1 protein-coding gene is annotated in these 766 nt (G+C 31.2%); it reads left to right on the top strand.

Annotated features, from left to right (window positions below):
* The coding region (locus HMPREF9071_RS12070) for an IS30 family transposase (protein ID WP_009401615.1) at positions 1-766 on the top strand (766 nt) is incomplete at both ends.

Here is a 766-nt window from a genome sequence, read left to right as displayed (position 1 = left end):
CTCAAGAAACTGCTGATGAACGTAAAAAACGTTTTACTAATAAGCGAAAATTTACCGATCAGATGAAAACTCTTGTTATTAAATTTATCACTGAAAATCAATGGTCACCTGAACAGATTACAGGTTATTGCAAGGATAAAGAGATACCAATGGTAGGCAAAACAAGAATCTATGAATTTATCCACGAAGACCTAAAAAACGGAGGAGATTTATATATTCATACTCGCCATCAACTTAAGCATAGAAATAGGAAATTATATAGTTCTAAAGAGAAAATAGCAGATAAAAGATCTATAGATGAACGTCCTGAGATAGTAAAGGAAAAAACAGAGTTTGGACATTGGGAAATAGATCTAATTGTGGGAGCTGGCAATAAGGGAGCTATATTGACTATGGTTGAAATATCAACTAAAATGTTGTTTATGAAGAAATTAGAAGATGGAAAGAAAGCAAAACCATTGGCTAATGAGCTTATAGATATGATGCTACCTTATAAGAACTGTGTTAAGACTATAACCTGTGATAATGGAACAGAGTTCTCTGATTTTAAGAGAGTTGAAAAGAAATTAGATTTACAATTTTTCTTTGCTCATCCTTATTGTTCTTGTGAGCGTGGACTTAGTGAGCATACCAATGGTCTTGTAAGGCAATATATACCTAAAGAAACTGATTTTAAAGATGTTACAGATCAAGATATAAAGACATATCAATATAAGATTAATGATAGACCAAGAAAAGTATTAAACTTTAAAAAACCTAAAGATTT

It is taken from the genome of Capnocytophaga sp. oral taxon 338 str. F0234, assembly GCF_000192225.1.
Lineage (GTDB): Bacteria > Bacteroidota > Bacteroidia > Flavobacteriales > Flavobacteriaceae > Capnocytophaga.
Note: the sequence above shows the minus strand (reverse complement) of the source record. Positions and strands in the feature narration are given on the sequence as shown.